We start from the raw sequence: 6,306 nt of genomic DNA, 5'->3' as shown, positions 1-6,306 counted from the left end.
GTGAAGCGCGAGACCCAGGACTTTTCGCCCGAGTTCAAACTGCTCTTCGAGCAGAGCCCGGCCATGTGCCTCGTCGTCCTGCCGGACGCGGACTTCACCATCGTGGCGGCAAGCGACGCGCTCCTGCGCGCCACCCGGACCGTGCGGGAGTCCCTCTACGGCCGCCCCCTCTTCGACGCCTTCCCCGACAACCCCGAGGACCCGCATGCCACGGGTGTGGGCAACCTGCGCGCGTCCCTCTTGCGCGCGCTCGCCACGAAAACACCGGACACCATGCCGGTGCAGAAGTACGACATCCCCCGGCCCGAGACGGAAGGCGGCGGCTTCGAGGAGCGCTACTGGAGCCCCGTCAACACGCCCATCCTCTCGCCCGAGGGCAAGGTGCGCTACCTCCTGCACCAGGTGGAAGACGTGACGGAGGTGGTGCGCCTCACCCAGCGCGGGGAAGAGGACCGCGTGGCGCTCAGGGCCTTGCGGCAAGCCGAGGCCGCGACGCGGGCGCTGCACGAGAGCGAGGAGCGCCTGAGCCGGGTGGTGGAAGCCTCGGGTATCGGCACCTGGGAGCTGAACCTGTCCACCCAGGAGGTGGTGGCGGACGCGCGCTGCCGGGAGCTGTTCGGTCTCGCGCCCGACGAGCCCTTCACCCTGGAGGAGTTCCTGGCCCTCGTTCACCCCGAGGACCGCTCGCGCGTGGCCCGGGCCGTCGCCGAGGCCCTCGCGGGGAGGGACGGTGGGCACTACCACGCGGAGTACCGCACCGCCGCCCTTTCGAACGGCTCCAGGCGCTGGGTGGAAGCCCGTGGGCAGGCGCGCTTTGGCCCGGACGGCAAGGCCGTGCGCTTCTGGGGCACGGGCTTCGACGTCACCGCGCGCAAGACGGCGGAGGCCCAGCGGGAGGAGTTGCTCGAGGCGATCGCGACACAGCCGGCGCTCGGCGTCGCCCTCTTTCACGGCCCGGACTTCATCATCCAGATGGCCAACCCCCTCTACCGCGCCCTCGCCGGCGACAGGGACATCCTGGGCAAGCCCCTGCTGGAGGCACTGCCGGAGGTGCGCGGCCAGAGCTTCGTCGCCCTCCTCGATCGGGTGATGCGGACCGGAGAGCCCTACATCGGCCGGGAGGTGCCCATCCGCTGGAACCGGCACTCTGACGGCAAGCTGGACGACGGCTATTTCCACTTCGTCTACCAGCCGGTGCGCGGGCCGGACGGCGGCGTGGAGGCCGTCCTCACCCTCGGGCAGGAGGTGACGGCCTTGGTGCGCGCACGCCAGGAGGCCGAGCGTTTCGCCGAGGTGCAGCAGGAGCGCTCGGATTTCGAGCAGCAGCTCATCGGCATCGTCAGCCACGACCTGAAAAACCCCTTGAGCGCCATCCTCCTTGGGACCACGGCCCTCGCCCGGCGCGAGGATCTGGACGAGCGCAGCACCAAGGCCGTCACACGCATCCAGTCCTCGGCCGAGCGCGCCGTGCGCATGGTGAAGGACCTGCTCGACTTCACCCAGGCGCGCCTGGGCGGTGGCATCCCGGTGGAGCCCAGGCCGCTCGACCTGCACGCCTTGACCGGGCTGGTGATGGAGGAGGTGCAGGCGAACTTCCCCGAGCGCGACATCACGGTGACGGCTCAAGGCGATGGCCAGGGGGCGTGGGATGCCGACCGGATGGCCCAGGTGGTGACGAACCTCGCCTCCAACGCCCTGAAGTACAGCCCGCCGGGCACGCCCGTGAGCGTGCGCACGCGGGGGGACGGCGACCAGGTGGCGTTGGAGGTGCACAACGGGGGCGCCCCCATCCCGCCCGAGGCGCTGGGGCGCCTCTTCCAACCGATGCAGCGCGCCTCCTCACAGGGGGACAAGGCCGGACGCAGCGTGGGCCTGGGTCTCTACATCGTGGACCGCATCGTCCAGGCCCATGGCGGCACCCTCGATGTGACGTCCACCGAGGGCGAGGGCACGACGTTCACCGTCCGTCTGCCACGCCTCCCGCCACGGTCCGCCGGATAGCGAGCCCGTAGAGTGTGCTCACGCCCATCCCGGCACAGACGCAGAGCGCGGGCAGCACGAGCAGCAGGTACTGGGCCCATTTGGTGGGCCAGAGCACCAGGAACACCAGTCCCACGGCGGCCCAGGAGGCCCACACGGGGCGCTGGCGCAGCGTGGCCGGCGCGCCGATGACGGCCAGCGGCAGCAGCACCCACGTCGTGGCCCCGGTGGCGAAGACGCCCGCGTGCCACCGCGTGGGCGTCGCGTGCGTCAGGTGGTAGAGCGGCTGGTACCAGGGCAGGGCCGAGCGCACCACGTGTTCGCTGTGCGAGTAGCGCCAATGGAACGTGAGGGACTCCCACAAGAGCCCCGGCGGGTCCGGCCACAGCGCCGGGTGCGCGAGCACGAACATCACCCCCGCTGGGAGGAGGAACGTGGCCCATACCCTGCCCGACGTGCGTCCATGGCGGACCAGGAACGGGAGGAGCGCCAGCCCGACCACCATGGCGTACGGGTACTTGCCCGCGCCCGCGAGGCCGAGCAACACCCCGGACAGCGCCAGCGGCCCGAGTTGGAAGGCAGCCCCCTGCCCCGCCGCGGCCCGGCGGGCGCGCTCGAAGGCCAGCACGGAGAGGACGGCGAAGAGGCCCGGCACGCCCTCCAGGTAGGCCTGGGAGGTGTACTTCGCGTGGTAGGAGTCGAAGGCGAGCAGCAGCCCCCCCACCGGGTGCACCAGCCCGGTGAGCACCACCTGGAGGATGCCCGCCACCCCGGACAGCCAGCGGGTCAGCCGGAAGGCGGGCACGGCGGGCTCCGGGATGGGCCGGCCCACGCGCACCGTCTTCCACTCGGGCTCCGGTGTGCCGCTGGCCAGCAGCTCCGAGGCGAACAACAGCTTCACCATCGGCGGGTGCTCGAAGTTCTCCCGGTAGGCGGCCACCTCGCTCCACTGGCCGCCGGACATCATCCCCGCGTAACGGTAGGCCACGGGGAGGTAGACGAGCTCATCGAAGTCCGGGGGGAGCCGCTCCACGGCCCGGGCGCGCTGCCAGCCAGCGGCCAGGAAAGCGAAGAGCAGGGTCGCGAGGGCCAGGACGCGTTTCGACGGCATGGGCGCCGCTGATAACACAGTGATACACGTCGGGGCACGCTCCCATGACGCCCCCGCATAAGACGATCGTCTTCGACCTCGACGGCACGCTGGTGGACTCGCTGCCGGACATCATCGCCAGCTTCCAGTACGGCTTCGTGAGCATGGGGCTGCCCGCGCCCACGGACGAGGAGGTGCGCCCGCTCATCGGTCATCCCCTCGAGGCCATGTACGCGCACTTCGTGCCCGCGCATGCGGCGTCCCTGTGCGTCATCTACCGCGAGCACTACGCGCGCAACTTCGTCAACCGCTCGCGCCCCTACCCCGGCGTCGTCGAGCTGCTGCGCACCCTGCGGGAGCGGGGCTACAAGCTGGCCATCGCCACCACCAAGCGCACCGACATGGCCCGGCGCTTCGTCGAGGCGCTCGGGATGATGCCCGCCGTGGACTACGTGCAGGGCACCGATGGCTTCCCGCACAAGCCCGCGCCGGACGTCATCCACCGGGCCCTGGGCGGCCTGGGCCGCGCCGAGGGCCTGTGGATGGTGGGCGACACCACCCACGACATCCAGGCCGGCCGGGCCGCGGGGCTGCGCACCTACGCCGTCACCTGGGGCAACCACGACGCCGAGTTGCTCGCCACCGCCACCCCCGATGAGCTCCAGCCGGACCTGGGCCGCCTGCTGGAGCACCTCCCCCCGCTGCCGCGCTCCTGACGCTCAGCCCTGGGCCGCGGGCGATTCGTCCTCGTGCACGTGGGCCTTCTGCTCCCGGTAGCCGCTGATGTGCTCGTAGACACTCTCCGGGAACTGGAGGTCCTTGTAGACGTTGCAGGCGTCCGGATCATCCGGGTTGGGGCAGATGGGGAAGTCCTGCTGCGCCTGGAACTGGAGCACCTTCTCGCGCCGGGGCGGGCTGTAGTCCCGGGCCTTCACCTGCTCGATGAGTGAGGTCGCCTGGTGCTCGTCGCAGGCCGGGTCCTGAAGGAGCGTCTCGCGCAGCTCCTCGTCGTCGAGGAAGTGCCGCGCCACCATCGCGAAGACGAGCCGGCCGAAGTGGCCGATGTCCTTCCCCTCATCGAGCGAGTCCAGCAGGTGCGTCATCATCCCGTTCTTGCGGAGCGCCTCCCGTCCGCTGCTGGTCCGGGGCGCCTTGCGTGTACGTGCCATGGTCTGGGTCCTCTCGTGGAAGCATCCGAACCGCGCTTTCTGAAAGCGCGTTCAGTTGTCTTCTGGAAGCTAGGCACCGCGAGGAGCGTGACCAGGGGTGGGCCGGGGACGTCCGGTGAGCAGGCACCCAACCCCCTAGCTGGACGAATGACTCCCTGGAGGCACGGCGGCCAGAGCGTCCTCGGCCTTGTCCGGTCCCTCGGTGATGGCCGAGTACGCCGAGGCGTACTCGGGGTGGTTGGTGCCCAGGAGCCGGTCCCACACGTTGAAGTAGAGGCCGAAGTTCCAGTTCGTCTTGCGGTGGTGCTGGTGGTGGTGGGTCGTCGTGTTGAAGATCCACCCGAGCGGCGAGCGCAGGAAGCCTCGCGGGTACAGCTCGAAGCCGAGGTGTCCCATCACGTTGATGACCAGGGAGAGGGTCAGGAAGATGATGAACGCGTCGCGGTGCACGGGCAGGGTCAGCGCGATGACGGGCGCGATGCCGGCCTCGATGATGGCCTCCAGCGGGTGGAAGGCATAGGCCGCGAGCGGCGAGGGGTCGTGCGACAGGTGGTGGACCCGGTGAAACCGTTTGAAGACGCGCTTCCAGTGCATGAAGCGGTGCGTCCAGTAGAAGTACGTGTCGTGGACGACGAGCATCACCGGAATGGACAGGACGAACCACACGGGGCCATGGCGATCGTCGCTGTAGAGCCGTGACAGCCCGGCCCGGGAGAGCGCGTACATCAGCACGCCCACCAGCCCGAAGATGCCCAGCGACAGCATCGAATAGAAGAACTCCCGGCGGGCCTGCTTGTTGCTGACCGGGCCCGGTCCGAGCCGGCGCGACACCACGCGCTTGGGCGTCCACTTATGGAAGAGCACGAACGCCGGGACGGCGATCAGCGCGTAGCGCAGCAGGTTGATGACCATGGCACCGAGCGCGATGCTCACTGGAGAACGCGGAAATAGAGCGGACATACGAGGCTCCTGGGCGCGCGGCAGTCTAGCGCTTCTTTCTCGGAGGCAATCGACATGGATCTCGAGCTTCGCAATCGCCGCGCCCTCATCACCGGCTCCACCTTCGGCATCGGCTTCGCCATCGCCCGGGGGCTGGCCGCGGAAGGGGCCAGCGTGATCATCAATGGCCGCAAGGCCGAATCGGTGGACCGCGCCATGGCCCGCATCCGCCAGGAGGTCCCCGGCGCCCAGGTGGAGGGCGTGGCCATCGATGCCAGCACGGCCGAGGGCGCCCAGGCGGTGTTCGCCCGCGTTCCCTCGGTGGACATTCTCGTGAACAACCTCGGCATCTTCGAGCCCAAGCCGTTCTTCGAGATTCCGGACTCCGACTGGATGCGCTTCTTCGAAACCAACGTGCTGAGCGGCGTGCGCTTCTCCCGCCACTACGCGCCCGGCATGCGCGAGCGCCGCTGGGGCCGCATCCTCTTCATCTCCAGTGAGTCGGCCCTCCACATCCCCAAGGAGATGATCCACTACGGGATGACCAAGACGGCCCAGCTCAGCGTCTCGCGCGGGCTGGCCATCGAGCTGGCGGAGACGGGGGTGACGGTGAACTCCGTGCTGCCCGGCCCCACGCGGACCGAGGGCGTGCAGGAGTTCGTCCAGAGCCTCGCCAAGGCCAACGGCAAGACGTTCCAGCAGGTGGAGGCCGACTTCTTCCGCTTCGAGCGCCCCACCTCGCTCATCCGCCGCTTCGCCACTCCCGAGGAGGTGGCCCACCTCGCCGTCTACCTGTGCAGCCCGCGCGCCTCGGCCACCACCGGCGCCGCGCTGCGCGTGGACGGGGGCGTCGCCAACTACATCGTGTGAGGTGCGCGACCGGCACCCGGGCGGGGCGTGGGAGTGCTATGTCCCCGGAGCCATGCCCACGCTCTCCAGCCTGACCAAGTCCCTCTCCAACCTCGCCTCGTCCGAGACCCTGCGCCGTGCGTGGGGCGTGCTGCGCCACGCGCCCGGCGGCGGAGTCCTGATGGGGCGGATCCTCGGCAACCTCGCCCCCTACACCGGCACCATCCGCCCGGAAGTGCTCACCCTGGAGGAGGGCTACGCCCGGGTGCGGATGCGCGA

At 69.9% G+C, this 6,306-nt stretch carries 7 protein-coding genes; 4 read left to right on the top strand and 3 right to left on the bottom strand.

What is annotated here, in order from left to right; all coding sequences use genetic code 11:
- Window positions 1-2,001 (top strand): PAS domain-containing sensor histidine kinase (locus VF794_RS31035; RefSeq protein ID WP_331116708.1); only part of this gene is annotated, 2,001 nt, incomplete at its 5' end.
- Here the strand turns inward: VF794_RS31035 and VF794_RS31030 are convergent.
- A complete protein-coding gene (locus VF794_RS31030; RefSeq protein ID WP_331116706.1) occupies window positions 1,958-3,091 on the bottom strand; it encodes a hypothetical protein in 1,134 nt (377 codons plus the stop codon). The two genes, VF794_RS31035 and VF794_RS31030, sit on opposite strands and share 44 nt — an antisense overlap.
- A gap of 44 nt (window positions 3,092-3,135) precedes the next feature.
- On the opposite strand from VF794_RS31030, the gene VF794_RS31025 reads away from it, so the two are divergent.
- The gene (locus tag VF794_RS31025; RefSeq protein ID WP_331116704.1) at window positions 3,136-3,786 is read left to right on the top strand and encodes an HAD-IA family hydrolase; all 651 of its coding nucleotides are present in this window, start codon (window positions 3,136-3,138) and stop codon (window positions 3,784-3,786) included.
- A gap of 3 nt (window positions 3,787-3,789) precedes the next feature.
- Here VF794_RS31025 and VF794_RS31020 read toward each other — a convergent pair whose 3' ends face one another.
- Complete coding sequence (locus VF794_RS31020) at window positions 3,790-4,239, bottom strand: hypothetical protein (protein WP_331116702.1); 450 nt, start codon at window positions 4,237-4,239, stop codon at window positions 3,790-3,792.
- 135 nt (window positions 4,240-4,374) lie between these two features.
- Window positions 4,375-5,199, bottom strand: a complete 825-nt coding sequence (locus tag VF794_RS31015) for a sterol desaturase family protein (protein WP_331116700.1) — start codon at window positions 5,197-5,199, stop codon at window positions 4,375-4,377.
- A 54-nt stretch (window positions 5,200-5,253) separates the two neighbouring features.
- Between VF794_RS31015 and VF794_RS31010 the strand changes: the two genes are divergently transcribed.
- Both VF794_RS31010 and VF794_RS31005 read left to right on the top strand, forming a co-directional pair.
- A complete protein-coding gene (locus VF794_RS31010) occupies window positions 5,254-6,048 on the top strand; it encodes an SDR family oxidoreductase (protein WP_331116698.1) in 795 nt (264 codons plus the stop codon).
- A 52-nt stretch (window positions 6,049-6,100) separates the two neighbouring features.
- Window positions 6,101-6,306: hypothetical protein (locus tag VF794_RS31005; protein WP_331116695.1), on the top strand; the 206-nt coding region annotated here is incomplete at its 3' end.

This window comes from Archangium sp. (assembly GCF_036389735.1).
Lineage (GTDB): Bacteria > Myxococcota > Myxococcia > Myxococcales > Myxococcaceae > Archangium.
The sequence above is the reverse complement of the archived record's forward strand: the minus strand, read 5'-3'. Positions and strand labels throughout refer to the sequence as shown.

What these genes read in the sequence shown, in the direction of transcription:
- VF794_RS31030 (WP_331116706.1), bottom strand. Translation starts at nt 3,091, where the DNA reads ATGCCGTCGAAACGCGTCCTGGCCCTCGCGACCCTGCTCTTCGCTTTC.
- VF794_RS31015 (WP_331116700.1), bottom strand. Translation starts at nt 5,199, where the DNA reads ATGTCCGCTCTATTTCCGCGTTCTCCAGTGAGCATCGCGCTCGGTGCC.
- VF794_RS31010 (WP_331116698.1), top strand. Translation starts at nt 5,254, where the DNA reads ATGGATCTCGAGCTTCGCAATCGCCGCGCCCTCATCACCGGCTCCACC.
- VF794_RS31025 (WP_331116704.1), top strand. Translation starts at nt 3,136, where the DNA reads ATGACGCCCCCGCATAAGACGATCGTCTTCGACCTCGACGGCACGCTG.
- VF794_RS31020 (WP_331116702.1), bottom strand. Translation starts at nt 4,239, where the DNA reads ATGGCACGTACACGCAAGGCGCCCCGGACCAGCAGCGGACGGGAGGCG.